This is a genomic window from Streptomyces sp. NPDC058307 (assembly GCF_042880295.1).
GTDB lineage: Bacteria > Actinomycetota > Actinomycetes > Streptomycetales > Streptomycetaceae > Streptomyces.
On the sequence record NZ_JBHVYZ010000093.1, the window covers coordinates 1 to 25,442 of the forward strand.

Here is a 25,442-nt window from a genome sequence, read left to right on the forward strand (position 1 = left end):
CACACGCTATTTTGGTGTGTCTGGTGGGCGCGTTTTTGTTTAAACGACACCGCCGGGTGCCGCTGGTGGTGCGGGACCCCACGGACTGACTGGTAGTCAGTCCGTGGCGACGGAAGCCTGCGGCGACCGGGCCCTCGGAGGCATCCGGTGGGCCCCCACGCGTCCGAGGCGGTCGCCGGGAGCCGGCTGATCGCCGGCTGGACGCCGGGCCCGACGATGTGGCCCGACATGTGCACCCGCATCCCACGCTGTCGGAGGCGGTGGCCGAGGCGTTCCTGACGTCGGCCGGGCGGGGACCGCACCAGAAGTGATGCCGGTGCCGCCACCGGGGGCGCAGGTGCGCGCGGACCCCGTCTGCACCCACGGCTTCACCGGCTGCCGGCAAATGCCTCCGGGCGCCCCCGGAGGCTCCCCCACGGTGTGCTTGACAGCTCAACCGGACCGTGGGGTACTGCGGATTGCGAGGCCGGTCGGACGTGTCGGGGGTGAGTCTCCTGCCGGAGCTGCGCTACCCCACGGTGACCGAACTGGTCCGGTCCGCGCGGGCGTTGGCCGCACTGTGGCCCGGCGTCTGCCGGCTGAGGCAGGTGGGTGTCTCGCGCGCGGGCAGGCCCCTGCATGTGCTGTCGGTCGGGCAGGCCAGCAGAGCCGTGCTGGTGGTCGCGGGCGCCCACTCCAACGAACCGGCCGGCGGCCCCGCGGCTCTGGCGGTTGCCCGGCGGGTGCTGGCCGAGGAGGAGTTGAGGTCGGACACGTCCTGGCACTTCCTGCTGTGCGCGGATCCCGACGGGGCGAGCCTCCACGTCACCCCGGCGCCGCGCAGTCTCTTCGACTACCACCTCGGCTTCTTCCGGCCGGCCGGGCCGGAGCAGCCGGAGTGGGCACCCGCGATGCTGCCGCCGGACCGGCTGCCGCCGGAGACCCGCGCACTGACCGGAGTGATCGACGAACTGCGGCCCTACGTCCAGGTGAGCCTCCACGGCACCGATCTGGGCGGCAGCTGGGTGCAGTTGACGAAGGACGTCCCGGGTGTCGCCGAGCCGTTCGCCAAGTCCGCGGCTCAGCTGCACATCCCGGTGGAGACCGGTGCCTCGGACGCGGCGGGCTGGCCGGCGTCCGGACCCGGGGTGCATGTGATGCCGGCGCCGGGCGCGGGGGCGGCGTACCCGAGCATGCCGGACGACGCGCGGCTCAGCACCTGGTACCACGCGCACCGCTACGGCGGTCTGACCGCGGTGGTCGAGGTGCCGATGTGGGCGAGCGACCTGGTGGACGATCCGGCCCCGCATCCGGCGCCGGCGGCGGCGATGCGGCGGCTGGCGGGCCGGCTGCTGTGTGAGGCGCGGGCGGTGGACCATGTGCTGGCGGAGGCGCTGCCGCGTCTGGAGGGCGTCGACGGGCCGCTGCTGCGGGCCGCCGCCTGGGGTCTGGAGCTGGTGCCGGGGCTGGCCGCGGACTGGATCCACACCCGGCCCGCGGACGACTCGAAGGCGTACATCGGCAGCGTGGACGCGTTCTCCCGTCGGCTGCCGCTGCGGGCCGCGGCCATGCTGCTGCGGGTCCTGCGGGAGGCCGACGACCGCGCGGCCCCGCGTCTCGAACGGCTCGTCAAGGCGTGGAGCGATTCCTTCGCGGAACGTTTCGGGGCCCGCTGGGTGCCGTTGGAGCACCAGGTCGAGCATCAGGCCCGCACGGTCGTGGCGGTGGCGCGGCACGCGCGTGTGCGGGCGGATTGAGCCCGCCCCGCCCCCTCCCCACCCCACACGCGCGTGGGCGTCAGCCGTCCAGTGCGAAGACCGCCCCGGTCCGCGCCCTCATCACACAACCGTTCGAGAAGGTCCGGCGGTACTCGACCGGTCGGCCGTTCCACTCTCCGTCGGCCTGGACGGTGACCGGCGCGTAGAGCATCGGGCAGTAGACGTCGGCGGGCGGAAGGGCGTCGACGTCACCGCCGACGGAGTCCAGCTGGGCGCAGGCCTCGGCGGCACGGCCGTGGCCCTGGGGCGGGTCGCACAGCAGGAGGGTGCCGCGGGTGTCACTGGAGCGGCCGTCACCCGTGGTCACCATGAGGTAGAGATGGTCGCCGGCAGCGGAGGACCCGGCCGTCGCGGGGGCCGCGGCGGCCAGGAGCAGGGCGGTGGCCGCCGTCAGGCCCACGTGTGCCGCTCGCCGTGCCGCTGTCGCTGTCGCTGTGCTCGTGTGCGTCATTCCCGATGCATCGGCACGGCGGCCTCGGAACCCCAGCCCGGCTCACCCGAACGGGAGCACGCGGGCGCGTGCCGCACGGCGAGGTCGAAGGCGGCGAGCACGACCCGGGACTGGTACTCGATCTGGCGCGGCACCGGGATCCAGCGGGCACCGCAGCCGTCGCGGTAGTCGGCGCACCACAGGTCGATGAGCCGGTCCAGTTCCGGCAGCGCACCGGCCGGGTCGGCGCCCGCGCGGGTCACGAGCTGGTGCAGGAGCCCGGCCGTGCGCAGGGCGAGGCGCCGTCCGGCGATGCGCAGCGCGGCCAGGTGACCGGTGCTGAGCGGGGGCAGCGGGCGGCCGCCGTCGGTGACGTCGGGGTCCCAGGCGTCGGCGAGGCCGGGGCAGACCAGTAAATAGTCCTCGACCGGGGCGAGCAGCCGGGCCGCGTCCGGGGCGGCCGAGACATGCGGGCGGATCCGCGCCAGGACGTCCTTGAGGAGCCGTGCGTCGCGGCGCAGCGTATGGCTGATGGTACGCAGCACGGCGGCCGCGTCGGCGGGTGTGCTGCCGTCCTCGACGGCGGCCACGCCCCACATGGGCGCCTCGACGACGGCGGTCACGGTGCCGTGCCGGTGCGGGTGGTACCAGGTCGACTCGACGGCTGCCTCGGTGATGGCGGCGGCCAGGTCGCCGCGGCGGGGCGGCGGGATCCGGTAGACGGCGGGGCCCAGACACGGCCAGTAGAGGGTGTCGTACGGTCCCAGCTCGCGCGGGATGCGCAGCCGGGCCGCGGTGTGGGCGACGCGCCGGGCGAGGCCGGGCAGGTCGCGGGTGAGCTCGACGAAGCCGCCGCCGACGTCGACCCCGTGCAGGGAGCACTGCAGGAAGGGCCGCAGTTCGTCCTGGAGGGCGAGGAGGGTGCGGGTCTCCGGCAGTGCGGCGGCGTCCGCGCCGTCGGGCAGCCACTCCGGCTGTTCCCCGAAGCCGGGCCGGAAGAAGTTGCGGAAGTAGCGGCCGAGTGAGTACGGGCCGCGCAGCCAGCCCTCGTTGCGGCGCAGGCCGTCGGGGTCGAGGCAGAGCAGCAGGTTCCAGGTGGCGTCGGCCTCGACGGTGAGCCGGGGGTCGGCCAGCACGCGCTCGGCCAGTCTGAGGACGGTGCCGCCGCCCACGGGCTCGTTGGCGTGCGGTCCTGCGACGACGAGGGCCTGGCGGCTGCCGTGGCCGACGGAGAGCAGCCACAGGGGGTTGCCCGCGCGGGAGGTGCCGGCGCGGCGCAGTCGGGTGTCCGCGGGATGACGGGCGACGAGCGCTGCTGCCCGTGCGCCGAGATCGTCGACGGTCGGGTAGCGGAGGAGGGGCGGCAGGGCACACCTCCACAATGTGGTGCCGTCGGTTCACCTGGTGTGCACGGTGTACGCACAGTCAGTCACGACTTGAGGGGTACGTCAACACCGTGCGGCGGAAAGGGTTTTGGGCCGCGACCGCAGGTAAAGCCCAGGCCAGAGGTGAGGTAGGGCTCAGTTGACCGCGAGCCGGAAGGCCATCCGGCCGAACCCGACCTGATCGCCCTCGCGGACGACGGCGGCGCCGATGACCCGCCGGCCGTTGACCGTGGTGCCGTTCGTGGAGCCGAGGTCGCGCAGGACCCACATGCCGCCCTGACGGCTGAGTTCGGCGTGGACGCGGGAGACCGTCTCGTGGGTCAGCCGCAGACCGTTCGCCGGGTCGCGGCCGATGCGCAGCGCGTGACCGCTGCCGGGGTGCGGCAGCAGCAGCTTGGGCAGGCGCTCGGCCTGCCACGCCCTGCGCAGCCGCACGGTGAAGCCGGAGACGGCCTCGACGGTGCCGAACACCAGCCGGGAGACGCGGCTCTCCTGGGGCAGGTCCGCGGTGAGCACGGCGAGTTCGTCGGACCGGCGCGCGACGAGGGCCAGTTCCATGCGGCGCACGAACGTGTCGTGCGACAGCCGGCCCATGGCGACGCCGTCACGGAGCACCTTCAGCACCTTGTCGCGCTCCGCGTCGGACAGCCGCGCGGGGTACGTGTTGAACTCGAAGGACGACGTCACGTTGGTGATTGTCGGGCAGTGAACCCCGGGTGTCCAGAAAACGAGACAACGGCCGCCACCGGTGCGCACCTGACGACACCTGCCGCAAAGGGGAAGATCTCACGGCGGATTGATCGCGTTTGAAACACGGCGGACGGGCTACATCACGAGGAGCAGACGAAGGGGAACGGTCCGTGCAGTTCGAGGTGTGGGCACCGCAGGCCGACCGTGTGACGCTCCATTGCGAGGGCGCCACGCGCGCGTTGGAGCGCGATCAGGAGCGCTCGGGATGGTGGTGGGGCGAGGCGGACGCCGGGGACGGCACCCGGTACGGCTTCGCGCTGGACGACGGCCCGGTGCTGCCCGACCCGCGCTCGCGCCGTCAGCCGGACGGCCCGGACGGACTCAGCGCCGTCGTCGAGCACGAGCGGTACGCCTGGCGTACGCGGTGGACGGGCCGTCCACTGCCGGGAGCGGTCCTCTACGAGCTGCACGTGGGAACCTACACACCCGAGGGCACCCTGGACGCGGCCGCCGCCCGCCTCGACCACCTCGTCGAACTCGGCGTCACCCACGTCGAGCTGATGCCCCTGTGTCCCTTCCCGGGACGGCACGGCTGGGGCTACGAGGGCGTCTCCCTGTGGGCGGTGCACGAGCCCTACGGCGGTCCCGAGGCCCTGAAGCGTTTCGTCGACCGGGCGCACGAGGTGGGCCTCGGGGTCGTCCTGGACGTGGTGCACAACCACCTGGGCCCGTCGGGCAACTACCTGCCCGCCTTCGGGCCGTACTTCACGGACACCCACCACACGCCCTGGGGCTCCGCGGTCAACCTGGACGCCCCCGGCTCCGACGAGGTGCGCGCCTATCTGCTGGGCAGCGCGCTGTCCTGGCTGCGGGACTACCGGATCGACGGACTGCGCCTGGACGCGGTGCACGCGCTCGCCGACACGCGCGCGTGCCACTTCCTGGAGGAGCTGTCGACGGCTGTCGACAACCTGGGCGCCGAACTGGGACGCCCGCTGTTCCTCGTCGCCGAGTCCGACCTCAACGACCCGCGGCTCATCACGCCCCGCGCCCAGGGCGGTCTCGGGCTGCACGCGCAGTGGAACGACGACTTCCACCACGCCCTGCACACCGCGCTGACCGGTGAGTCCCAGGGCTACTACGCCGACTTCGCCCGCGCACCCCTGGCCTCGCTCGCCAAGACCCTCACCGGCGGCTACTTCCACGACGGCACCTACTCCAGCTTCCGCGGCCGCGGCCACGGGCGTCCGCTGGACCGTACCCGCGCGGCGGCGCACCGGCTGCTCGGCTACTCCCAGACCCACGACCAGGTCGGCAACCGCGCCCAGGGCGACCGGCTGGCGGCCTCTCTCTCCCCCGGTCTGGTGGCCTGTGCGGCGGCGCTCGTGCTGACCGCGCCCTTCACGCCCATGCTGTTCATGGGTGAGGAATGGGCGGCGAGCACGCCCTGGCAGTTCTTCACCGACCACACCGATCCCGAGCTCGCCGAGGCCGTACGGCGGGGCAGGCGGCGGGAGTTCGCGGAGCACGGCTGGGCCGAGGAGGACGTACCCGACCCGCAGGACCCGGCGACCCGCGACCGCTCGTGCCTCGACTGGTCCGAGCTCGACCGCGAGCCCCACGCGCGTGTGCTGGCCTGGTACCGCCGGCTCCTCGCGCTGCGCCACGAGCACCCGGACCTCACCGACCCCGACCTCGCCGACACCAAGGTCGCCTACGAAGCGGACCAGCATTGGCTCGCCTTCCGCCGCGGGGACGTCCGGGTTGCCGTGAACCTCGCGAAGTCGCCGGCGGCCATCCCGCTGGGTCCCCGCGAGGCCAGCGTCCTGGCGGCCTGGGAGCCGGTGGAAGCGCCGGGCGCGGACGGGGTGCTGCATGTGCCCGGGGAGTCGTGCGTGGTGCTGCTGCAGGCGTGACCTTCGGGGCTCCTTGACGAGGAGCGTGCGGAGCGTCCGCCTACAGCTCCGCGTCGTCCGTCTCCTCGTCCCGCAGCTCGGTGACGCGTTCCAGCAGGATCGCCTCCCAGGCCCGCCGCAGCCGGGTGCGCAGGAGGGGCAGGGGCTCGGCGGCGCGCCCGTCCAGGCCTGCCGCGAGGTGGATCACGGTGTCGCAGCGGGCGAGCCACAGCCCGCGCAGACAGGGCCGGGCGCCGTACCCGGCGAGAGTGGCGGCGCGGACGGCGGCGGGCGAGCCGACGGCGAGCGCGAGACCCGCGATGTCCTCGGCGGGATCGCCGACGACCGTCTCGGTCCAGTCGAGGACGCCGCGCACCCGGCCATCGGCACTGATCACGAGGTGTTCGCCGGTCAGCGCGTGGTGCACGAGGACCGCGCCGCCCGGCTGCGCGGCGAGCTGGACCGCGGCCGGCGAGGTGAGCTGCTGGAGCCGGGCCGGGTCGAACTCGTCGGCCGCGCGAAGGCGTTCGGCGGCCCGGCCGGCCTCCCGGCGCAGCGCCTCCAGGGAGCGCGGGGCGACGCGCGGGACACCGAGCGCCTCGGCCTGCCGTACCGGCACCTCGCGCAGCCCGGTGAGCAGGCCGGCCAGGTCGGCCTCGCCGACGGCGGACACGTCGTGCTCCTCCGCCGAGCCGCCGGGCACCCTGGTGTCGAGCGTGTAGGCCAGCCCGGGCGCCCACTCACCCTGCGCCACGCTCGTCGGCACCGCGACCGGCAGGTGCGGGCGGACCAGGTCGCGCAGCCGCAGCTCTCGGCGTCGGCGGGTGGCGGCCTCGCGGTCGCCGGCGAGACGCAGGACGTGCCGGGCGCCGACCCACCAGGTGGCGGGCCCACCCTCGGCGACCGGCCGGATCTCGGGTCCGCCCGTGTCCGGTGTGCCGTCCTTGAGCAGGGAACGGACCAGCCGGCGGACCGTGTCCGCGGTGGGTGTCGGTGCCTGGGTCATGGTCGCGCCGTAGTCGCTCGAGGGGTGGAGGGCTCCTGGGGGCTCGGTCATTCCACTATGACCATCTCGCGGGTGGTGTCGTTGAGCCTGCGGCCGCCGTCCTCGGTGACCGTGACGATGTCCTCGATGCGTACCCCGAAACGGCCCGGCAGATAGACGCCGGGCTCCACGGAGAAGCACATGCCCGCCACGAGGGGCTGTTCCTCGCCCTCGATCATGTACGGCGGTTCGTGCGTGGTGACGCCGATGCCGTGCCCGGTGCGGTGGATGAAGTACTCGCCGTACCCGGCGTCGGCGATGACCGCGCGGGCGGCCCGGTCCACCTCCTGGCAGGGCACGCCGGGCCGTACCGCGCGGAAGCCCGCCTCCTGTGCCGCGCGCACGAGGTCGTGCACCCGGCGTTCCTCGTCGGTGGGTTCGCCGACGTGGACCGTGCGGGAGGTGTCGGAGCCGTAGCCGTCCTTGAGGCCGCCGAAGTCGAGGACGACCATGTCGCCGCGTTCGATGACCCGGTCCCCCACCTCGTGGTGCGGGTTGGCGCCGTTCGGTCCCGAGGCGACGATGGTGAAGTCGACCTGGGAGTGGCCGAAGCGGCGCAGCAGGCCGGCGAGGTCGGCGGCCACCTCCGACTCCCTGCGGCCGCCGAAGGGAACCTTGCGGATCTCCTCGAACGTCGCGTCGGCGGCCGCTCCCGCGGCGGCCAGCAGCTCCAGTTCCGCCGCGTCCTTGACGGCGCGGAGCATCGGCAGGGCGTCGGTGAGGGAGGCGTACGACGTGCCGGGCAGGGCCTTCTGGAGGCCCAGCAGGTGCATGGCCCAGGCGTTGTCGCTGATGCCGAACCGGCCGCCGGCGTCCAGGAGGGCGGCGGTGGCGGCGTAGGGGTCCTTGCCGTCGGTCCAGTCCCGCAGGGTCAGGGCGCTCGCGCCGACGGCCTTGGCGGCGTCCGGGGCCTCCAGGGTGGGCACGACGAGGACGGGGTCCTGTCCGGGCGCGAGGACCAGCAGGGTGAGCCGCTCGGTGACGGCGGTGGGCGCGTAGCCGGTGAGCCACACCAGGTCCGGGCCGGGGGCCACGAGGAGTCCGGCGAGCCCGGCCTCGGCGGCCGACCGTGCCGCGCGCTCCATGCGGGCCCTGTAGTCGTCGGCGGCGAAGGGCGCTGCGGTGCCGGTCATCCGGGCCTCCTGGGGTGGGTGAGGGTCGTTGGGCAGCATCCTGCCCGGACGGCGAGGGGCGCGCGAGCCGGTCGACACGTCTTTCGGACGGAGGGGGCGGAAGTCCGGCCCTCGCGTCAGCTCTCCAGGGCCATGCGGACGCCGAGGAGCAGCAGGACGCCCCCGGAGACCTGCTCCAGGCGCCGGCGCACGCCCGCGCGGGACAGCACGGTCCGCAACCGGCCGACGAACCACACGTACAGGCTGTAGTAGCCGATCTCGTAGACCGCCCAGAACGCGGCGAGCCCCACCATGGTGGGCAGGTGCGGGGCGCCCTCGGGCACGAACTGCGGCAGGAAGGACATCGCGAAGACGGCCGCCTTGGGGTTGGCGAGATTGAGGAACAGTCCCGCGCGGTAGGCGGCCCAGCCGGTCCTGCCGGGGCTCTCCCAGCCGCCGCCGTCGGCCGCCACCTTGGCGCGGCGCGCCTGCCGCAGCGCCTGGACGCCGAAGGCGACGAGCACGACGGCACCGGCGATCCGCGTCACGTCGTAGGCGATCTCGGAGGCCGTCAGCAGCGCGGTCAGGCCGAGCGCGGCGACGACGCCCCAGACGAACACGCCGGTCTCGTTGCCGAGGACGGTCAGGAAGCCGGAGCGTCGGCTGTGCAGCGACTGCTTGATGATCAGCACGGTGCTCGGTCCGGGTGACGCGGCGATGAGGGTGCAGGCCCCCAGGAAGGCGATGAGCGTGGTGGGCATGGGCTCATCGTGACGCCGGTAGCCGGATCGGACCAGTGGTTTCCGCTCGCGACCCCCCACTACGGGACGACCGGCGGCATCACGCCGGACCGCCTGGCACCGGGCGGTCCTGCGCCGGAGTGCAGGACGTCAGCTCATGTGACGACTCCCGGTACGGCCGTCAGCTGCTGGTAGCCGCCGCTGCGGTGGCGGACGGTCAGCACGACCTCGCGGCCGGTTCGGGCGTCCGCGACGGCGCGCGCGAGGTCGTCGGCCGTGTCGATGCGGGTCCGGCCGAAGGCGAGGAGTACGTCGCCGCGGACCAGGCCCGCCGCGTAGGCCGGGCCGGGGACGTGGACGCCGACCACCAGCGCGCCCGCCTTCTCGGCGTCCACGGCCTCCAGGCCGAGGGTCGCGACGGCGGGCGCGGGCGAGGAGGCCGTCGTCGGCGCCGCGGACGACGGGGAGGGGCCCGGGTGCGCCGAGGCGGACAGGCCACCCGGATAAGGGCCTGCCTGCCGTCGGAGTTCGGCCAGTCTGCTCATGCCGATCACCGTGGCACCGACCGACCCGAGGCCCACCCCCGACAGCACGAGCACGGCCGCGACGAGCAGACCGAACAACAGGGTCGTTAGCCGACGTCCGCGCCGGCGCACGGCGTGCGGGCGCCGGGCGGGCCCCGGCTTTCTGCCACCGCCCGGCTCCCGACCGGGCATCGGCTTGGGGCGCAACGCAGTCTGTTCCATGATCGCCTCCGGCTGGATCACCACCGGTTGGTGACTACCCGGCGTACCGGTGCGCGACGAGCCACGAACGAGTGAGACTGACGGGGAGTCAGGAGCGGGAAGCGGCCGGAACCAGCAGGTCGACGAAGTCCGCCGCCGCTCCGCTCGGCGCACCCGCGTACACCAGTTCCGTCCGGTGCACGACCCGCGGATGGTCGACCGGCACGGCGACCGTGCCCGGCACGCCGGTGGCCGCCGACCGAGGCAGCAGGACCAGGCCGTGTCCGGCGGCGGCGAGGCCGGTCAGGACGCTCACGTCGGTGCCCTCGTAGCGCAGGGCGGGCCGGAAGCCCGGGCCGCCGTGCGCGGCGCGGAGGCGGGTCAGCGGGAGCGCGGTGTCGGGGGCGTCGACCCAGCGGGCGTCGGCGAGGTCCCCGAGGCGCAGTCCGGCGCGCCGGGCAGATGGGTATCCGGCAGCAGGACGCACACGGGCTCCTCTCCGACGCCCCGCGCGGTGAGCGGGGCCACGTCGGGCAGGCGCAGCGGGTCGGGTCGCTGGGGGCGACGAGGCCGTCGGTCAGGCCCAGGTCCGCCGTGCCGTTGGCCACGGCAACGAGGACGGCGTCACGGAAGGGACCGAGCGGCCGGGACGCCCCTGGTGGTGGGGACGTCCCTGGCGGTCGGGGTCTCCGTTGTCAGACTGCCGAGGGGAGGGCCGGCGGACGGTCCGGGAGGAAGCCGTGGGTGCGGGCGGCCAGGTGTTCGGGCTTGTAGCGGTCGACCGTGCGGTGCCAGTTCAGGATGCCTGCCATCCAGTGCTGGAGGTCGGTCACATAGCCGCGCATGACCTCGCGTGCCTCCTCCGAGAGCCCGAAGTCGTCGTAGACGACCGGCAGTTCGTGCGCGGCGACATGTTCGAACTGCTGCATGCGCTGGGTCATCAGGTCGTGGACGACACGCAGCGCGGCCGGGTAGTCGACGCCGAAGAAGTTCTGCACGACGAGGATCGAGTTGTGGATCTCGCCCTCGTACTCGATCTCCTTCTGGTAGGAGAAGACGTCGTTGACCAGGCACGCGTAGTCGACGGCGGCGTTCTCCAGGGAGTGCACGGGGCCGCTGCGGTAGATCTCCGGCGGGACGGCGGGGCCGTGGCCCATCCGGCACAGGCTCATGGTGAGGTCGGCGCCGAAGGTGGCGCGCCGCATCTCCAGGTAGTCGACCGGGTCCGGGATGCGGTGCAGGATCTGGTTGCCCAGCTCCCAGACCCAGCTCTCGGTCATCACGTTCACGGCGTCCTTGAGGGTGCGCCGCTGGTCGGGGGTCATCTCGGCCGTGGTGCGGGCCCACAGGTCGATCAGGCCGCGCTCCATGGCGTTGACGGGGACGAGGACCTGCTCGCCGTCGAGGGGCATGCAGTCCGACAGCCGCTGGGTGGTCAGGCGGGCGGCGGCGAGGTCGCGGCGGCCGCCGTAGACGAGCGGGTAGTAGTCGTCGCCGTAGGTTCCCCAGGCCAGCCAGTGCGAGCTGAGGTCGAGGGCTTCCGGGCTCGCGTCCGGGTCGATGCCCGCGGAGCACAGCGGGAGGTCGGCCGCGGCGAGCTTGTCCTCGTCCCAGACGCCCTCCTGGAGCATGCCCATGCGGTGCGCCCACTCGACGAGGCGGGGGCGGGCACCGGGCAGGTGGGGGCTGAGTTCGTTCTGGAACGGCATGTAGAAGTCGGGCAGCAGCGACGGGCCGACCTTCTGGAACGGCACGTGCGTGTGGGCGCGCAGCCGCTCGGCGCCGGCCGCGGCGAGCAGGGCGCCGACGTCGGCGGCCGAGGTGCCGGGGCCCGTCAGGGCCTGCCAGGGCGAGGTGGTGTCGGCACGGGCGTTCATGTAGCGGCTGGAGCGCATGTGCCATTCGTGGCCGCCGGACTGCCAGTCCTGGAGGCCCTGCGTGTACCGGGCGACGGCGGTCACCTCGCCCGGCGACAGACCGTTCTCCAGGGCGACCGCGGGGACCTCGGTGAAGGCGGTGTGCTCGAACTGGTGGAGGCGGGACGTGAGGACGTCGTTGACGGTGTCGGCGGCCTCCTGGGTGGTGCAGCCGAAGAAGGTCTCCAGGACCAGGACGCCGTTGCTGAGCTCGCCCTCGTCCTCGACCTCGCGCTGGTAGGAGAACAGGTCGTTGCGCAGGTGGACGCCGTCGGAGAAGGTCTCCATCAGCACGCGCAGGGGGCGTGTTCCGGCGACGGACGCCGGCACCTCGGCCGTCGCGTACTCCACCAGACCTGCCGACCAGGGGGCGCCGCCGACCTTGCGGCGCATCTCGATGTACTCGACGGGGTTGGCGATTCGCCCCTCGTTGATGTTCGACAGCTCCCACAGCGACTCGTTGAGCAGGTGCTCGGTGGCGACGGCGAAGCGGCGGCGCCAGCCGGCGGACATCGCCGGCACGGTCCGCGTCCACAGGTCCGCCAGGCCCGCCTCGACCGGGTTCTCGGGCTCGGGCATCGGAGCCGACAGGTCCATCGGCATGAACAGGGGCAACCGGTCGAGGTAGGCCTTGCCGCCGGCGCGGTCCTGGGTGCGCTTGAAGGTCTCCAGGAAGTGGTCGTCGAAGAAGAACACCCACACGTACCAGTCGGTGATGAGCGAGAGGGCGGGGCCGTCGCAGTCGGGGTGTGTGTAGGCGCAGAGCAGGCCGTAGTCGTGCGCGTCGAGGTCGGACTGCTCCCAGATCCCGGACCCCTCCAGCATGCCCATCTCGCGCGCCCACACGGACGAGTGGGCGCGGGCCTCGTCGAGGTGCGGGTTCAGCCGCGCGGGATACGGCATGTAGAAGTGCGGGAGTTCGAAGGGCTGCTGCGTCATGAGCCGGGCCCTACCCATGGCCCTCCGCGGGCATCCGTCGCGGCACACATGATCACACCATCGCGTGAATCCGGGCGGAAGCCGGGAGTTCTCGGGGTGACTTGTGGCGTTGATCTCTACGCGCGCCTCACCCCGGTTCAGGACGTTCAGGACGTTCAGGTGCTCTGGGGGTCTTCGGGGTGCGTACGGCCCTCCCCACCTCCGCCCGCAGCGCGACGAACTCCGGCAGTCCCCGGGTGGCGATCTGGTCCCGCCGGCCCGGGAGGCGGACCGGCAGATCCAGGACGATCCGGGAGCCGGGGCCCGGAGAGAGGACGACGACGCGGTCGCCGACGTAGACGCTCTCGTCGATGTCGTGGGTGACGAACACGATGGTCGTGCCGTCGGTGCGGTGGACCTCGAGGAGCAGGTCCTCCAGGTCCTCGCGGGTCTGGGCGTCGAGGGAGCCGAAGGGCTCGTCCATCAGGAGGAGGGTGGGGCGGCAGACGAGGGCGCGGGCGATGGCGACGCGCTGCTGCATGCCGCCGGAGAGCTGCCAGGGGTGGCGGCGGGCGGCGCCGGACAGGCCTACGCGGTCGAGGATGCGGTCGGCCTCGGCCCGCCGTTCGGCCCGGGCGAGGCCGCGGCGGCGCAGGGGCAGGGCGACGTTGTCGCGGACCGTGAGCCAGGGGAAGAGGGAGCGGCCGTAGTCCTGGAAGACGACGGCCAGGCTGTCGGGGACGCCGGTGACCGGGGCGCCGTCGATGGTGATCGTGCCCTGGCGGGCGGGGAGCAGACCGGCAATGGTCCGCAGCAGGGTGGACTTCCCGCAGCCGGACGGGCCGACGACGCAGAGGAGTTGACCGGCGGGGACGGTGAGGGTGAGGTCGTGCAGTACCTGGTGGTCGCCGTAGTGCTGGCCGACCGCGGAGAGCTGGAGCATGCGGTCGGTCTCCTGTTCGTGGGAGCGGGTCGTGTGACTCAGGTGACTGGTGTGCCTCATGTGGCCCTCTCCCTGCCGATCAGCCGTCTCTCGACCGCGAGCAGGCCGGTGTTGAGCAGATGGCCGAGGGCGCCGAGCAGGACCAGGGCCGCCCATACGGTGAGCAGGTCCGAGCGGGTCTGGGCCTCGGTGAGTGTGAAGCCGATGCCGTTGGCGGTGCCCGGCAGCAGTTCCGAGAACACCATGAGGATGAGGGCGAGCGAAAGGCTCAGGCGCAGCCCGGCGAAGATGCGGGGCAGGGCGGAGGGCAGGACGAGGAACCACAGGCGTTCGGCGGTGTTCAGGCGCAGAACGGCGGCCACGTCGAGGCGCAGCGGGTCGGTGTTGCGGACGCCGGCCGCGGTGTTGATCAGCACGGGCCAGACGGCGCTGAAGGCGATCGAGGCGATCTGCATCGGGGTGCCGAAGGCGAAGACCACGACGAAGACGGGGACCAGTGCGGGGGGCGGGACGGCCCGGGCGAACTGGAGAACGGGGTTGACCAGTGCGTACGCCCGCCGCGAGCGGCCCACCACGACACCCAGCACGACTCCCGCGACGGCCGCCAGCGCGAACCCGGCGGCCATCCGGCCGAGGCTGGGCAGGATGTCGTCCACGGCGGCCTGGCTGAGGAAGAGGTGCCGGGCGGGCCCGTCGAACCACAGCTCGTGGATGTGGCGCGCGATGCGGTGCGGGGGCGGGAAGTAGACGCTGCGGCGCGCCCGGGTGGCCAACTCCCACACACCGACGGCGAGGAGGAGGACCAGCCGGCGCAGGAGCGTGGGGTGAGCGGCGACGGCTCGGAAGCGGGGTTCGGATGCCTTCGGTGACGGGGGCGGCTGGGGCTCGGGTGACTGGCGCGTCGAGGGCGGGGGCGGGTGCGGCGCGGGGGACGCCGGGGTCGGCGAGGACGGAGGGCACTGGCCGGAGGAGTGGCGCGTCGGGGGCGAGGGCGGGTGCGATTCAGGTGATTTCAGCATGGGCGGGGACGAAGGGCCCGAACCAGCCGACTCCCGCGTCGGAGGCGAGGACGGAGCCACCCCAGGTGACTCCACCATCGGCGGGCACGGAGAGCGCGAGCCAGCCGACTCCCCCACAGAGGGAGACGAAGGACCCGAGCCAGCCGACTCCCCCACCAACGGCGACACACGACCCGAACCAGCCGACTCCCCCACCAACGGCGACACACGACCCGAGCCAGACGGCTCCCCCGCCGACGGCGAAGGCGGGTACACCACAGGTTCTCCGCCGTCGCCGTCGCGGTCGCAGTCGCCGTCGTCCTCACCGACCACCAGTTCCGCCTCCCCCAGTGTCTCCCCCCGGCGCTCCTCACCCCCAGACGCATCCCTCGCGCTCATCGGGTCGCCCCCTCCCCCGGTCTCCCGATGTTCCGGGGTCCAGGGAAACAGCCGTCGCTCTCCCCACACCAGCACTCCGTTGATGACGAGCCCCAGAACGCCCGCCCACACCACACCCGCCAGCACATCCCTCGTGCCGTTCGTGGCCAGGCCCGCCTGGGCGATGAAGATGCCGAGGCCCTCACCGAAACCGGAGAGGATCTCCGTGGCGACGGCGAGGATGAGGGCGACGGCGGCGGAGATGCGGATGCCGGCGGCGATGAAGGGCGCCGTGGCCGGGAGTTCCGCGCGCAGGAGGACCGTGAGGCGGCCGAAGCCGAAGGCGCGCAGGGTGTCCTTGGCGAGGGGATCGGTCTCTCCCAGGCCGTACACGGTGTTGAAGAGGATGGGCCACACCGAGGCGTAGGTGATCAGCGCGACCTCGGTCCCGGTGCCGGAGCCCAGGAGCAGGGAGACCAGGGGGATCAGGGCGACGGACGGCAGGGGCCGCAGCACCTCCACGACGGCCCGGGCGGCCGCGTCGACGAGCGGCACGCTGCCGAGCAGCAGCCCGAGGGGCACGGCGATCGCGCAGGCGAGGCCGAGGCCCAGCGCCCAGGCGCGCAGGGTGACCCCGATCCCGTTCAGGAAGGCGGAGTCGCCCGCCAACTCGACGGCACGGGCGAGGACTTCGGAGGCCGGCGGCAGATAACCGCGGCGGACAAGCCCGGCCCGGCTCACCCCCTCGCACACGCCGAAAGCGAGCAGCACCCCGAGGACGCCGAGCCACAACTCCTGACGCCCCCTCAGCAGACGCATGGGCCCGGCTCCTTCACGCCCCGTGCCGACCAAATGTCGCCCCGATCCCCTCACTTCACCAGCAACGCCGAAGGATCGATCGGCTTCTTCAGCATCTTCTGCTTCTCCATCAGCGCCGTGAGCCGGGCGAGCTGCGTTCCGTCCATGGTCGCCGGATACACCGGCAGGTCGATCTTCGCCGCCTGCTCCTTGGTGACCTTGGTGTACGTCGGCAGTACTTCACGCACCAGGGAGGGATCCGCGTCGGCGAGCTTCACGGCCGCCTTCAGGGCCCGTTGGAACCGGGCGAGCGCGTCGGCGTTCTTTGCGGCGTATTTCTCCGTACTGATGTAACCACTGAGCGGGATCGACTCGACGGGCGCGGACGCCCCGTCCACCAGGACCCTCGCCCCCGACTCGTCCTGGATGGAGCTGTCGAAGGGCTCGACCGCGTGCACGGCGTCGACCTGTCCCTTGTCCAGGGCGGCACCCATCTGCGGGAAGGGGATCTGCCGGTAGACGGGCCGGCCGACGCCCTGTTTCGCCAGGATCTCGTTGAGGGTCAGCGACTGGACGTTGTTGAGGACGTTGACGGCGAGCTTCTTGCCCGCGAGGTCGGCGAGGGTCTTGATGTCCGAGTCCTTCGGCACCAGGACGTCCATCATGCGCGGCGCCGCCCTGATCGCCTCGGCGACGATGCGGATGTCGAGGGTGCCCTGGTCCTGGGCCTGGAAGTAGGTGACGTAGTTCGCGCTCGCGACCATGTCGATCTGCCCCTTGGACAGGGCGGGCAGCGCCTGGAGGCTCTGCTGGATCTGCTGGATGCGGACGTCGAGGCCTTCCTTCTCGAACAGGCCGCGGTTTTGCGCGATGTAGAGCATGGCGCTGTCGCTCAGGGGCAGCGCGGCCACCCTGACCGTCGTCCGCCCGCCGTCCGAGGACGTGGACGAGGAGTCCCCGTCGCCTCCGCAGCCCGTCAGTACCAGTACGAGGGCGGCCGCGGCGGCGGCCGCCCTTCCGCTTCCCGATCGCCAAGGTCGTAACGCCAGTCCCCACGTCATCCGGGCATGATGGCCGACCCGTTCACATGATCACTACACCAAGGTCAGCCGAAATCGTCAGTCTTCGGCGACCTGCGCAAGGATCTCCTCGGCGACCCAGCCGAGCGCGTCGGGCAGTGCCTCGGTGGCCACCGGCAGCCACAGGGAGCAGGCGGTGAGCCCGGCGTCGGCCAGCTGCCGGAGCTCCTCACGTACCCGCTCGGCGGACGGGTCCGCCCCGCCCAACGGGCGCCGACCGGGCGGTCGTACGGCCGCCTCGAAGCCCGGGGGTACGAGGATTTGACCCGCCGTCAGCTCCAGCGGCGTGGCCGGATCCCGCCCCGCCTCCTTGCCGAGCTTCGCCAATCGGCCCCGTACCTCGGCGAGTCCGGCCGCGTCGAGCCCGGAACCGTGCCACGCGTCGCCGTACCGCAGGGCCCGGCGCAGGGCCGCGTCGCTGTGGCCGCCCACCCACACCGGCGGTCCACCGGGTGTGCGCGGTCGCACCCCGAGCCGTACCTCGGTCTCCTCGCGCCACAACTTCCCTACGGCGTCCAGCTGTTCGTCGGCGCGGCGGCCTCGCCCGGCGAAGGGGACCCCGGCGGCGTCGAACTCCGCGGTGTCCCACCCGGTGCCGACTCCGAGCGTGAAGCGGCCGCCGGAGAGCCGGTCGAGCGTGGCGGTCTGGTGGGCGACGACGACCGGGTTGTACAGGGGCAGGATCAGGACGCTGGTCACCAGCCCGATCCGAGTGGTCGCGCCGGCCACGGCGGACAGCAGGACCACCGGGTCCGGGGTCACGCCCACCGCGCCGGCCAGCAGATGGCTGCTCGCGATGAGGTGGTCGAAGCCCAACTCCTCGGCGGTTCGGGCGGTTTCGAGGACGCCGTCGAGCTCGTCCTCGTGAGCGGGCCACAGACGGTGCGGTGCGACTCCGATGCGCATGCGGGGTGACTCCCGTGGGATGGGGGCGGGGGGCGGTACTCCTGGGCCAACACCGCGACAGCACCCGCTCATCCCCCGCCGGGCCACCGAGGCGCCCGGGCGGCTCGTTTTTCGCACTTCATCGGCGGGATCAAGTCCCTTCGGAACCACCTGACATGAGAACCTGGGGACGGGAGAGGGGTTCGGACGTAACCGTCGAGGTGTGTGCCGACAGGGGGGTCCTCGATGTTCGGCGGAGAGTTGTTCACCCAGACCGCGGCAGCCGCCGCGGGCACGATGGTCGGGCTGATGACCACGGATGCCTGGCACGCGGCTCGGCAGCGGATGGCGCGGTTCCTGCGGCGGGAGGACGTCGAGCGGCTGGACCGGGCGCGGGCGGCGCTCGACGCGGCACCGCCGGACCGGCAGGAGATCATGCTGCGGGAGCAGCGGCAGCAGTGGGACACCACCCTGCGCGATCTGCTGGCCCGGGATCCCGCGCTGTCCGGTCTGCTGGCCGAGTTCGTCCAGGAGTTCTCCGGCTTCGCGCGCCCGGTCTTCATCCAGGTCCAGCCGGCCCAGGCCCCGCTGGAGCCCGTCCGGGCCCCGGGGGCGCTGACCGTCGCGCCTCCTCTGGGCCGGCTCGACCGCCGGGTGCGGGGCCGTGAGCCATTGCTGGACACGCTCAAACAGCTGGTGGGCAAGCCGACTTCGGGTGTGCGGGTGCTGCACGGCATGGGCGGGAGCGGGAAGACGACGGTCGCCCTGGAGATCGCCGCCTACGCCGCCGCGCTGAACGTCGACGTGTGGTGGGTGACGGCGAAGAACCCCGCCACGCTGAGCGCCGGGATGCGCGAGGTGGTGGCCGCGCTCGGCACGCCCGCGGATCTCATCGACCGTGCCTGGTCAGGGCGGTCGAGCGCGACCGACCTGTTGTGGCGGCGGCTGTGCGACACCCCGAACCCGTGGCTGCTCGTGGTGGACAACGCCGATGAGCCCGAACACCTCGCGCCCTACGGCCGGCTGGCCGAGGGCAGGGGCTGGATCCGGCCCGCCGCGGAGCTGCCCGGCCTGGTGCTGATCACCAGCCGGGACAGCAGCCCGACGACCTGGGGCCCCTGGGCCACGCTGCACTCGGTCGACGCCCTGGAGGAGGCCGACGCCACCGAGGTGCTCTGGGACCTCGCCGGGGAGCGGGCCGGTTCCCGTGAGGACGCCCGGCTGCTGACCCGGCGGCTCGGCGGGCTGCCGCTGGCGCTGCGCATCGCGGGTTCGCATCTCGCGGCGGCCTCGGCGTTCCCCGCCTGGCCGGGGACCACGACCGTGCGGACGTACGCCGACTACCGCGTGGCCCTCGACGAGCGCTTCACCGAACTCCTCGACGAGCGTCCGCCCGGGCGGCAGGGCAGCAACTACTCCGTCCCGGTGACCGGTACCTGGGAGCTGTCGCTGGACCTCCTGGAGCGGCGGGGCATCGTCCACGCCCGGCCGCTGATGCGGCTGTTGTGCTGCCTGGGCGAGGCGCCGGTGCCGCTGGTCGGTCTGTTTCGGCCCGACCGGCTGGCGGACTCCTCGCTGCTGCCCGGTGTCACCCCCCAGGAACTGTTCACCGCGCTCACCTCGCTGGCCGACTTCGGTCTGGTCGAGCTGCACACCCCGCGCGGCGGCGACGACCACACGCGCACCCTGCTGATGCACCCCCTCGTCCGCGACGCCGGCCGGCTCCAGCGGGACCTCGCCGAGCACCTGCGGGAGTACGCGGCCGTCGTGGCCGACCTGGTCGTCTGCGCGACCGCCGAGCTCAGCGAGGACGACCCGCGCGACTGGCCGCGCTGGCGGCTGCTGCTCCCGCACTGCGACGCCCCGCTGGCCCTGATCGGCGATCCGTACGAGGCGGAGGACGACCTGGTCTCCAAGGCGCTGCGGGCGGCGGCGGCCGGGGCCCGGCATCTGATCCGGCGGGGCTGGCTGGACCGGGCCGAGGAGGTGCTCGGGGCGTGCGAGCCGGTGGTGCTCGCGTGCGGTCCGAGGGACCCCGACGCGCTCGAAGTACGGTCCGCGGCCGCCCACTTGCTCCAGTTGCGGGGTCGGCTCGCCGCTGCCGAGACGCTGGTGCGTTCGGTCCTGGAGGACACCCGGGCGCTGTTCGGTGACGGCTCCGGCGAGACCGCCGACGCCCGGTACGCCCTCGCGGAGCTGCTCTGTGACCGGGGCAGGCCGGCGGAGGCGGAGGTCGAGTACCGCTCGGTGCACGCGACGCGTCGTACCCTGCTCGGCGAACGCGACCCGCAGACGCTGGCCGCCCGCAAGGGCGTGGCCCGCATGTCACAGCAGCGCGGGCTGCTCGCGGAGGCCGAGGAGGAGCACCGCCTGCTGCTCGACGCCTACCGCGAGGCGCTCGGCGACCGCCACCCCGACACCCTGAGCGCCCGGCACGACACTGCCCAGGTGCTGCACGAACGCGGCATGTTCCGCCAGGCCGAGCAGGAGCTGCGGGAGACGCTCCAGGTGTGCGCGGACGTACTGGGCGAGCGCCACCCGGGCACTCTCGCCGTCCGCCACGACCTCGCCGACGTTCTGCGCGACCGCGGTCTGCTGGCCGAGGCCGAGCACGAGTTCCGTACCGTGCTCCGGCTGCGCGCCGACGCCTACGGCGAGGACCATCCCGAGACCGTGGCGGCCCGGCACGGCCTGGCCACCGTGCTGCGCGACCGGGGCTGGCCCGGTGACGCGGAGACCGAGTTCCGGGAGGTCTTCGAGGTCCGGCGCAGGCTGCTCGGCGACATGCACCCGCACACCCTGGTGGTCCGGCACAACCTGGCCGACCTTCTGATGGAGCGGGGCCAACTGGAGGCGGCGGAAGCGGAGTTCAGGGAGGTGTACGCGGCACGCCGGGAGGTGCTCGGCGAACACCACCTGCTGACCCTGTCGGTACGGCACGGTGCCGCGCACGTCCTGCATCTGCGCGGGCACGTCGAGCAGGCGGAGGCGGAGTACCGGACGGTGCTCGCGGACTGCGTGGAGACGCTGGGGCCCCGGCACCCGGGGACCCTGTCGGTACGGCACAACCTCGCCGGACTGCTCTGCCTGAAGGGCGAACTCACCGCTGCCGAGGCGGAGTTCACGGAGGTGCGGGACACCTGCCAGGAGGTCCTGGGGTTACGGCATCCACGGACGCTGGCCGCCCAGGAGGCCCTCGCGCGCCTGCGTTCCGAGGATCAGGCGCCCAGGGATCCGGACTCGGCGGCCACCGGCTCGTAGCCCGGGAAGTGTGCCGGGATCTGCGCCAGGTCCCACAGGGCGAGCGTCTTGTCGTCGTAGAAGTCGTCGGACTCGTCGTCGCCGATGACCTGGAGCGGTTCCGGCAGTCCGAAGGGGGCGAGGCGGAGGTTGATCGGCCGCCACCAGCCCGTGACGATGTCGGTGTTGGCGGCCGTCCGGGAGAAGGTCGTGGTGAGCAGATAGCGCGAGCCGCTCTCCCGGAACCGGGTCAGCGCCTCCACCACATGCTGGTACGAGAAGTGCACGAGTGCGTCCCGGCACACGATGAGATCGACGCGCGGCACGGGCTGGGCGGTGAAGTCGAGCAGCTGGAACTCCCGCTCCGGGCCGGGGTGTTCGGCACGGTTGGCCGCGACGAGTTCCGCGACGACGTCCCCGCCGAGGTAGGAGGCGCCGTGCAGTTCGACGTGCCGCATCCAGTTCAGGTCCCCGCACGGCGCGTCCAGCACCGAACGGACACCCAGGTCCTCGATGAGGGCGCCGAGTCGGGCGATCACCTGCTTCATGCGCTGCAGCTCGGAGCCCGGACCCGAGCGGGTCTCGTCGGAGCCCCAGCGGTTGGTGCGGTAGATGTCCGTGAACACGTCGTGCAGGTCTGCCTCGTCGGGGGCGTCCGTGACGTCGAGATAGCGCCGCGCGTCCACGTCGTAGACGGGCTCCCCAGGATTGCTCAGGTACCGCGGGGTCAATGACGTCCTCTTTCGCTGCCCGTCGGCGGGACGTAAGGCAGCCCACCGGTACAAGTCGGCAGCATAACGCTCCTCAGGGCCGGACCTGGATGAGCGCGTGGGTCCCGCTCGTCCGCCAGCGCCGCCCCTCCGCCTCGACCAGTGCGCGCTCCGTGCGCCCGTCGAGTCCGGTGATCACATCGGACTTCAGCGTCCGCAGGGCGGCGACCGGCCCCGGGAAGTAGGCGGTCACGTCGGCGAACGGCGTGGTCGGCGCCCACCACCGGTCGCCCACCAGGCGCCGGTAGTTGAGGTCACCCTTGAGGACGGTGAGTGCGGCCCCGGCGATCTCCGCACGCAGGTCGTCGGGCATGTCCGCGTAGGGCAGCGGAGCGCAGGAGTACGCGTGCGCGCGGACTTCGAGCCGCCCGTCGGCCATGGCGTCCCACAGCCACCGCCCGTACGCCGCGGCCTCCCCCGGCGCCCCCACGAGCCGGCGCAGCGCGTCGACCACGTCGGCGGTGGTCGCGTCGGAGACGTAGTAGGGGTACGGCTTCACATGCAGCACGGCCTTCTCGATGCGGCCGTGTGCGAGGAGGTGGGCCACGAGCAGCAGGTCGGGGATCAGCTCGCGTCCGGCGTTGTCGGCGATCAGGCAGAGAGTGCCTACGCCGTCAAGCAGCGACCGGAGCCGGTCGCTGTCGTCGGCGACCAGATCAGGCACGGCGTCCCGTCCCTCGGCCTCCCCGTCGGAGAGCCGGAATCCGAGGTCAGCTCGGTTCCCCCACAGCGACCCGTGCAACAGGGCCGTCTCCCGCTCCTCGACGGGCCGTCCGGCGAGTTCGTCCAGTGCCGCCAGCTCCTCGTCGGTCTCGCGGGAGTCGAGTTCGGCCAGCTTGGAGGGCCGGAAGGGGTCGATGCCGCGCCAGGGCCCGTCCCCGAAGTACCCGACGGCATCGAGAAGCCGCCGGTAGAAGTAGCTCTCGGACCACAGCCACGGCACGTCGAACCAGGACTTGCCGACGTGGTCGTCGATTCCCCACTCGCCCCACGCCCCGTCGGGCAGCGGTTCGATCACTCCCTTGGTGCAGTTGTCGAGCAGTGCGTCCAGCGCTCGGTGCTGCTCGGGCCCGTAGGGAAAGGCCTCCCGCACCTGCCCGATGATCGCGGGGTGCCGCTCGGCGAGCACACCGTGCGGAAAGGAGCCGGGGTCGTTGCCGAGGATGACGGCCGCGGAAGGAGACATGCCGGTGACTGTAGCCACCTCGGGGAGGCGGAGCCGCGTCGCTACGCGGCTCAGCCGCCCCTGCTCTCCTGCTCCAGCTGACCGACCAGAGCCAGATACCGCGCGCGGCGAGGAACCGGCACCAGCCCCCGGATCAGCACGTACCACATCTGCGCGAGCCGCCGTGGCTGCCGCCCCACCGGCTCCAGATGCCGCCCCACCACCCGGGTGCCGACGAAGAAACACACCAGCGAGTGCGCGATCGCGTCCACGTCGGTGTCCGGGTGGAGGTCGGACTCCTTGACCGCCCCCTGCAGCTTCCCCGTGGCCAGGTCCAGCCACTCCGTGAACGGATGCCGCAGCGGCGGCCGCGGCTCGACTCCCCCGGTGGCGAGCCTGAGTCCGGCCCGGAGCAACGGCCCCTCGACCGACAACCGCGCTATCCCGAAGGTGACGCGGACCAGCGCCTCCAGCGAGGTGTAACCCCGGGCCTCCACGTCCCCCGCCAGCTGCCGTGACGCCCGCGACTGGATCTCCATGATCGCGTGCGCGAGATCGTCCTTCGCCGCGAAGTGGAAGTAGAGCGCGCCTTTGGTGACGTGGGCGTGCGCGACGATGTCGCTGAGACTGGTCGATTCATAGCCGCGACGGTCGAACAGATCGGCGGCGGCGGTGATGATCGTCGCTCGGGTCTGTTCAGCGCGTAACTGCCTCGGCATCGACTGCACACTCCTACGGAAAAGAACGGGCCATGCCGTTTGTTTCTTACTCCCTGTACACGATATCTCACCGTGCGGCGACACCCACCAGGCACTCGAAGACCACCGACTCCCCTTGCAGCGCGATGACTTGTACGTCACCGTCGACCTCGTCGCTCACTTCCGTCCAGACCGGCTCGTCGAGCTCCACGTACTGGTGGAACGCGGCGTGGAACGACGCCGGCCACCGGCGCTCCCGCCCCCCGTGTGCCCGTACGGCCTGTTGGGCCGCCTCCAGCAGGAACATGCCGGGGATGTGGTCCAGGGGGTGGTCGAAGAAAACAGGATGTGCGGTATCGACCCGCAGCCACCAGCGGCCGGGGCGTGCGCCCGGCGAGAGGACGACATCGGCGGCGAGGGCCCGCCCCACCGTGTCAGCGGGCAGTGGCGGTGGCAGCGGCCCGGGCAGCCTCAGGGCACCGACATCGGCGGTCCGTCCGCCGCGCAGTCGGCGGTAGACGGACTCCTTCGTCCACGTCACGGCGATACTGCCGGTCGCGACCCGCTCACCGCCCAGGCGTACGACGGCGTCGTAGCGCAGGGCGGCCGGGCGGCCGACGCGGCGGCGGAGGTCCGCGACGGTGATGTCGACGACGGGTTCGGCGGGGGCGGCGCCGACGGCGAGGTGCTCCGGACGGGTGTCGATCCGCAGTTCCTGGAGGACGAACCGGTGTCCGAGCGGGACCTCGTACGCCGCGTGGGCGAGCAGCGCCCCGCACTGACGGAGCGTTTCTGCAACCAGCAGCGGCTCGTACGCCGAGCGGTCCGCCGACACGTGTAACTGGTGGGCACGCGGCCACTGGGCGGTGATCGTGAACCGGTCGGCGTCCGTCCTGGTCCAGCCGGTGAGGAGGATCTCGGCGACGGCCACCCGGTGCACGAACTCCCGGGGTACCGTCGCCGTCAGGGGCCCGGATCCGGCCCGGGCCCGCGTGAACTGCCGTAACTCTGGCATGTTTCCCCCGTTCCTCCGAAGCGATGACGGACGGTGAGGTGCCCGTGCCGGTGAGCGATAGAGTACGAGGGATTCCGGTCTGTTTTCAATGTGACCTGATCGAGACCGGACGAGATCCGAACTCGGCGCATGGGAGGGGTTCTTATGGCGAGACAGGAGCGCGCCATCAGGACACGCAAGACGATCGTGGAGGCCGCGGGCGCCGTCTTCGACGAGCACGGGTACGCCGCGAGCACCATCGCGATGGTGCTGGAGCGGGCCGAGGTCACCAAAGGTGCCCTGTATTTTCACTTCCCCTCCAAGGAGTCCCTGGCCCAGGCGGTGCTCGACGAGCAGTTGTCGCTGGGCGCTGTTCCGCCGCATCCGTGCAAGGTGCAGGAGATCGTCGACATGACGTTCGTGTTCGGGCAGCGGCTGCGGACCAACTCCCTTCTGAAGGGGAGTGTGCGGCTGACGGTGGACCAGTGCGCACCACCCGGTGTCGATCACACGGGTCCGTTCCGGCAGTGGAGCGAGCATCTGGTGGCGATGCTGCAAGCGGCCCGGGAACAGGGCGAGTTGCTGCCGACGGTGGAGCCCCGGAACACGGCGGATCTGCTGGTGGGGGCGTTCGCCGGGGTGCAGTTGATGTCACGGGCGCTCAACGGGCGGGAGGATCTCGGGCACCGGATCTCCGTGATGTGGGCCCATCTGCTGCCGAGCATCGCGGTGCCGGGGGTGCTGGCCGGCCTCGACAGCCGGCCCGACCGCGGGGCACGGGTGCTGGCGTCCGTCGCGAGCGGTGAACTGGTGGGCGCGGAGGTGTGAGCGGGCGCGGGCACCACGCGAGCGGGCCGGCCGGTGCGCCATCCGCACCGGCC

At 72.6% G+C, this 25,442-nt stretch carries 21 protein-coding genes; 4 read left to right on the forward strand and 17 right to left on the reverse strand.

The genetic code is table 11. The features are described from left to right. Positions 1 to 485 precede the first annotated feature (485 nt). Positions 486 to 1,736, forward strand: a complete 1,251-nt coding sequence (locus tag ACFVYN_RS38300; protein WP_390006917.1) for a M14 family zinc carboxypeptidase — start codon at positions 486 to 488, stop codon at positions 1,734 to 1,736. 40 nt (positions 1,737 to 1,776) lie between these two features. Here ACFVYN_RS38300 and ACFVYN_RS38305 read toward each other — a convergent pair whose 3' ends face one another. The 3 genes from ACFVYN_RS38305 to ACFVYN_RS38315 all read right to left on the reverse strand — a co-directional run bounded on the left by ACFVYN_RS38305 (position 1,777) and on the right by ACFVYN_RS38315 (position 4,259). Beyond that, positions 1,777 to 2,208: an SSI family serine proteinase inhibitor gene (locus tag ACFVYN_RS38305; protein ID WP_390006918.1), complete on the reverse strand. Its 432-nt coding sequence runs from the start codon at positions 2,206 to 2,208 to the stop codon at positions 1,777 to 1,779. After that, positions 2,205 to 3,569 carry a M14 family zinc carboxypeptidase gene (locus tag ACFVYN_RS38310; protein WP_390006920.1) on the reverse strand — a complete coding sequence of 455 codons (1,365 nt, stop codon included), beginning with the start codon at positions 3,567 to 3,569 and terminating at the stop codon, positions 2,205 to 2,207. Before ACFVYN_RS38310 ends, ACFVYN_RS38305 begins: the two co-directional genes overlap by 4 nt. 138 nt (positions 3,570 to 3,707) lie before the next feature. Then, entirely contained in the window at positions 3,708 to 4,259 is a 552-nt protein-coding gene (locus ACFVYN_RS38315) for an FHA domain-containing protein (RefSeq protein ID WP_037720227.1), read from the reverse strand. A 173-nt stretch (positions 4,260 to 4,432) separates the two neighbouring features. On the opposite strand from ACFVYN_RS38315, the gene treZ reads away from it, so the two are divergent. Further along, complete coding sequence (gene treZ / locus ACFVYN_RS38320) at positions 4,433 to 6,178, forward strand: malto-oligosyltrehalose trehalohydrolase (RefSeq protein WP_390006922.1); 1,746 nt, start codon at positions 4,433 to 4,435, stop codon at positions 6,176 to 6,178. A 40-nt stretch (positions 6,179 to 6,218) separates the two neighbouring features. Here the strand turns inward: treZ and ACFVYN_RS38325 are convergent, their stop codons facing one another. The 10 genes from ACFVYN_RS38325 to ACFVYN_RS38370 form a co-directional block, all read right to left on the reverse strand. Continuing rightward, complete coding sequence (locus ACFVYN_RS38325) at positions 6,219 to 7,163, reverse strand: aminoglycoside phosphotransferase family protein (RefSeq protein WP_390006944.1); 945 nt, start codon at positions 7,161 to 7,163, stop codon at positions 6,219 to 6,221. A 47-nt stretch (positions 7,164 to 7,210) separates the two neighbouring features. After that, positions 7,211 to 8,335, reverse strand: a complete 1,125-nt coding sequence (locus ACFVYN_RS38330) for an aminopeptidase P family protein (protein WP_390006924.1) — start codon at positions 8,333 to 8,335, stop codon at positions 7,211 to 7,213. A gap of 116 nt (positions 8,336 to 8,451) precedes the next feature. Next, complete coding sequence (locus tag ACFVYN_RS38335; RefSeq protein ID WP_390006926.1) at positions 8,452 to 9,075, reverse strand: LysE family translocator; 624 nt, start codon at positions 9,073 to 9,075, stop codon at positions 8,452 to 8,454. Between the two features lie 134 nt (positions 9,076 to 9,209). Beyond that, positions 9,210 to 9,800 (reverse strand): PDZ domain-containing protein, encoded by a 591-nt coding sequence (locus ACFVYN_RS38340; protein WP_390006945.1) that lies wholly within the window; start codon positions 9,798 to 9,800, stop codon positions 9,210 to 9,212. 88 nt (positions 9,801 to 9,888) lie between these two features. Beyond that, the gene (locus ACFVYN_RS38345) at positions 9,889 to 10,266 is read right to left on the reverse strand and encodes a LysR family transcriptional regulator substrate-binding protein (RefSeq protein WP_390006927.1); all 378 of its coding nucleotides are present in this window, start codon (positions 10,264 to 10,266) and stop codon (positions 9,889 to 9,891) included. A gap of 208 nt (positions 10,267 to 10,474) precedes the next feature. Further along, positions 10,475 to 12,634, reverse strand: a complete 2,160-nt coding sequence (cyc2, locus tag ACFVYN_RS38350; protein ID WP_390006928.1) for a germacradienol/geosmin synthase Cyc2 — start codon at positions 12,632 to 12,634, stop codon at positions 10,475 to 10,477. 127 nt (positions 12,635 to 12,761) lie between these two features. Beyond that, positions 12,762 to 13,556 (reverse strand): ABC transporter ATP-binding protein, encoded by a 795-nt coding sequence (locus tag ACFVYN_RS38355; RefSeq protein ID WP_390006947.1) that lies wholly within the window; start codon positions 13,554 to 13,556, stop codon positions 12,762 to 12,764. 56 nt (positions 13,557 to 13,612) lie between these two features. Beyond that, a complete protein-coding gene (locus tag ACFVYN_RS38360; RefSeq protein WP_390006930.1) occupies positions 13,613 to 15,751 on the reverse strand; it encodes an ABC transporter permease in 2,139 nt (712 codons plus the stop codon). Positions 15,752 to 15,801: 50 nt separating this feature from the next. Then, positions 15,802 to 16,791, reverse strand: coding sequence for an ABC transporter substrate-binding protein (locus ACFVYN_RS38365; protein WP_390006932.1), 990 nt, complete (start codon positions 16,789 to 16,791; stop codon positions 15,802 to 15,804). A gap of 57 nt (positions 16,792 to 16,848) precedes the next feature. Further along, positions 16,849 to 17,715 (reverse strand): TIGR03619 family F420-dependent LLM class oxidoreductase, encoded by an 867-nt coding sequence (locus tag ACFVYN_RS38370; RefSeq protein WP_390006934.1) that lies wholly within the window; start codon positions 17,713 to 17,715, stop codon positions 16,849 to 16,851. A 225-nt stretch (positions 17,716 to 17,940) separates the two neighbouring features. On the opposite strand from ACFVYN_RS38370, the gene ACFVYN_RS38375 reads away from it, so the two are divergent. Further along, entirely contained in the window at positions 17,941 to 20,955 is a 3,015-nt protein-coding gene (locus ACFVYN_RS38375; protein WP_390006935.1) for a tetratricopeptide repeat protein, read from the forward strand. Here the strand turns inward: ACFVYN_RS38375 and ACFVYN_RS38380 are convergent. The 4 genes from ACFVYN_RS38380 to ACFVYN_RS38395 all read right to left on the reverse strand — a co-directional run bounded on the left by ACFVYN_RS38380 (position 20,913) and on the right by ACFVYN_RS38395 (position 24,582). Then, the gene (locus ACFVYN_RS38380; protein WP_390006936.1) at positions 20,913 to 21,665 is read right to left on the reverse strand and encodes a class I SAM-dependent methyltransferase; all 753 of its coding nucleotides are present in this window, start codon (positions 21,663 to 21,665) and stop codon (positions 20,913 to 20,915) included. The genes ACFVYN_RS38375 and ACFVYN_RS38380 overlap by 43 nt on opposite strands. Before the next feature lie 73 nt (positions 21,666 to 21,738). Continuing rightward, positions 21,739 to 22,890: a damage-control phosphatase ARMT1 family protein gene (locus tag ACFVYN_RS38385; protein ID WP_390006937.1), complete on the reverse strand. Its 1,152-nt coding sequence runs from the start codon at positions 22,888 to 22,890 to the stop codon at positions 21,739 to 21,741. Positions 22,891 to 22,940: 50 nt separating this feature from the next. After that, positions 22,941 to 23,588 (reverse strand): ScbR family autoregulator-binding transcription factor, encoded by a 648-nt coding sequence (locus ACFVYN_RS38390; protein ID WP_390006938.1) that lies wholly within the window; start codon positions 23,586 to 23,588, stop codon positions 22,941 to 22,943. A 67-nt stretch (positions 23,589 to 23,655) separates the two neighbouring features. Next, positions 23,656 to 24,582: a ScbA/BarX family gamma-butyrolactone biosynthesis protein gene (locus tag ACFVYN_RS38395; protein ID WP_390006940.1), complete on the reverse strand. Its 927-nt coding sequence runs from the start codon at positions 24,580 to 24,582 to the stop codon at positions 23,656 to 23,658. Positions 24,583 to 24,726: 144 nt separating this feature from the next. Between ACFVYN_RS38395 and ACFVYN_RS38400 the strand changes: the two genes are divergently transcribed. Beyond that, complete coding sequence (locus tag ACFVYN_RS38400; protein ID WP_390006942.1) at positions 24,727 to 25,389, forward strand: ScbR family autoregulator-binding transcription factor; 663 nt, start codon at positions 24,727 to 24,729, stop codon at positions 25,387 to 25,389. Positions 25,390 to 25,442 lie beyond the last annotated feature (53 nt).

Coding starts and splice junctions, on each gene's coding strand:
- ACFVYN_RS38305 (WP_390006918.1), bottom strand. CDS start 2,208: ATGACGCACACGAGCACAGCGACAGCGACAGCGGCACGGCGAGCGGCA.
- ACFVYN_RS38325 (WP_390006944.1), bottom strand. CDS start 7,163: ATGACCCAGGCACCGACACCCACCGCGGACACGGTCCGCCGGCTGGTC.
- ACFVYN_RS38330 (WP_390006924.1), bottom strand. CDS start 8,335: ATGACCGGCACCGCAGCGCCCTTCGCCGCCGACGACTACAGGGCCCGC.
- ACFVYN_RS38335 (WP_390006926.1), bottom strand. CDS start 9,075: ATGCCCACCACGCTCATCGCCTTCCTGGGGGCCTGCACCCTCATCGCC.
- ACFVYN_RS38340 (WP_390006945.1), bottom strand. CDS start 9,800: ATGGAACAGACTGCGTTGCGCCCCAAGCCGATGCCCGGTCGGGAGCCG.
- cyc2 (WP_390006928.1), bottom strand. CDS start 12,634: ATGACGCAGCAGCCCTTCGAACTCCCGCACTTCTACATGCCGTATCCC.
- ACFVYN_RS38355 (WP_390006947.1), bottom strand. CDS start 13,556: ATGCTCCAGCTCTCCGCGGTCGGCCAGCACTACGGCGACCACCAGGTA.
- ACFVYN_RS38360 (WP_390006930.1), bottom strand. CDS start 15,751: ATGCGTCTGCTGAGGGGGCGTCAGGAGTTGTGGCTCGGCGTCCTCGGG.
- ACFVYN_RS38365 (WP_390006932.1), bottom strand. CDS start 16,791: ATGACGTGGGGACTGGCGTTACGACCTTGGCGATCGGGAAGCGGAAGG.
- ACFVYN_RS38370 (WP_390006934.1), bottom strand. CDS start 17,715: ATGCGCATCGGAGTCGCACCGCACCGTCTGTGGCCCGCTCACGAGGAC.
- ACFVYN_RS38375 (WP_390006935.1), top strand. CDS start 17,941: ATGTTCGGCGGAGAGTTGTTCACCCAGACCGCGGCAGCCGCCGCGGGC.
- ACFVYN_RS38385 (WP_390006937.1), bottom strand. CDS start 22,890: ATGTCTCCTTCCGCGGCCGTCATCCTCGGCAACGACCCCGGCTCCTTT.
- ACFVYN_RS38390 (WP_390006938.1), bottom strand. CDS start 23,588: ATGCCGAGGCAGTTACGCGCTGAACAGACCCGAGCGACGATCATCACC.
- ACFVYN_RS38395 (WP_390006940.1), bottom strand. CDS start 24,582: ATGCCAGAGTTACGGCAGTTCACGCGGGCCCGGGCCGGATCCGGGCCC.
- ACFVYN_RS38400 (WP_390006942.1), top strand. CDS start 24,727: ATGGCGAGACAGGAGCGCGCCATCAGGACACGCAAGACGATCGTGGAG.